The sequence below is a fragment of the Sphingomonas sp. LH128 genome (assembly GCF_000293195.2).
Lineage (GTDB): Bacteria > Pseudomonadota > Alphaproteobacteria > Sphingomonadales > Sphingomonadaceae > Novosphingobium > Novosphingobium resinovorum_A.
The window spans coordinates 1-1,556 of the sequence record NZ_ALVC01000435.1 but is presented as its reverse complement, the minus strand read 5'-3'; the positions used below and the strand labels follow the sequence as shown (position 1 = coordinate 1,556).

General features: G+C 68.0%; 2 protein-coding genes. Both read left to right on the top strand.

Going from position 1 to position 1,556, the window contains the following annotated elements; genetic code table 11:
• Positions 1-847: efflux RND transporter permease subunit (locus tag LH128_RS27385; RefSeq protein WP_008832952.1), on the top strand; the 847-nt coding region annotated here is incomplete at its 5' end.
• A partial coding sequence (locus LH128_RS27380; RefSeq protein WP_008832951.1) for a TolC family protein occupies positions 844-1,556 on the top strand: 713 nt, incomplete at its 3' end. The genes LH128_RS27385 and LH128_RS27380, both read left to right, overlap by 4 nt.

Below are 1,556 nucleotides of genomic sequence, written 5' to 3'. Positions count from 1 at the left end.
GGTCAAGCGCGTCTATGTGCAGGGCGACGCCCCGTACCGCGACGAGCCCACCGACATCGACCAGTGGTTCGTCCGCGCGCAGACCGGCGCAATGGTGCCGTTCTCCTCCTTCGCCAGCACGAGCTGGTCGGTGGTCCCCACCAGCCTGTCGCGCTTCCAGGGCCTGCCTTCGTTCGAGTTCTCGGGGCAGGCGGCAAGCGGCTACAGCTCGGGCCAGGCGATGGACCGCATGGAACAGCTCGCCGCCCAAATCCCCGGCACGACGGTCGCATGGTCGGGCCTGTCCTATCAGGAGCGGCTGTCGTCGGGGCAGGCGCCGATGCTCTATGCGCTGTCGCTGATCGTCGTGTTCCTCTGCCTTGCGGCGCTCTACGAGAGCTGGACGATTCCGCTTGCGGTGCTTTTGGTGGTGCCTTTGGGCCTCATAGGTGCCGTTGTGGCCGTCAGTTTGCGCGGCCTGGACAACGACATCTACCTTCAGATCGGCCTGCTGACGACGATGGGGCTGGCGGCGAAGAACGCGATCCTGATGATCGAGTTCGCGGAACAGGCGGAAAAGCGCGGCAGCAGCGTGATGGAAGCCGCCTTCGAGGCTGCGCGCGTCAGGCTCCGCCCGATCCTGATGACCAGCTTCGCGTTCATCTTCGGCGTCCTCCCGCTCGCGCTTTCCACCGGCGCGGGTGCGAACAGCCGCATCGCCATCGGCACCTCTGTCGTGGGCGGGATGATCACCGCGACGATCCTGGCGATCTTCTACATCCCGTTCTTCTTCGTGCTGGTGCGGGCAGCCGCGCTCAAGCTGGGCGGCAGGGAGCATCCCGCGCGGCCGCAGGAGGAAATGGCATGAAGCCTATGAAATTCGCCCTGCCGCTGCTGCTTTCGGCCTGCTCGATGACGCCGCGGGATGTCGTGGTGGCGCCGCCGGTGCCGGAAACCTGGCCGAGCGGGCCGGCCTATGGCGCACAGCAAGCTGCCTCGCCCGAAACGATCGGTTATCGCGGCATCTTCGCCGACCAGCGGCTGCAGAGCCTGATCGCACAGGCATTGGAGAGCAACCGCGACCTGAAGGTCGCCGCCGCCAACGTCATGGCGGCGCGGGCGCAAGTTCGTATCCAGCGCGCGGAGCAATTGCCCCAGCTCGACCTGACCGCCGGTGCCACGCATACGCGCAGCAACAACAGCACCCTGGGCAATCAGGGCGCCGCGACCGGTGGGCAGGCCCGATCGCGCACGAGCCATTCGGCGCAGCTGGGCATCACCGCCTTCGAACTGGACCTGTTCGGCAGGCTGGCATCGTTGAGCGAGGCCGAACAGAATCGCTATCTCGCAAGCGAAGCGGGCGCCCGCGCCACGCGGCTCGCGCTCGTGGGGGACATCGCGGACGGCTGGCTGGCCCATGCCGCCGATGCGTCGCTGCTGCAGGTCGCGCTCGATACCGTCGCCAGTGCGCAGCGGACCGTCGCGCTCACCCGCGCGCGCCTGGACGGGGGCATCGCGCCGCGCTCGGACTTGCGACAGGCGGAGCAGATCCTCGCCACCGCCGAGGCGGACGTTGC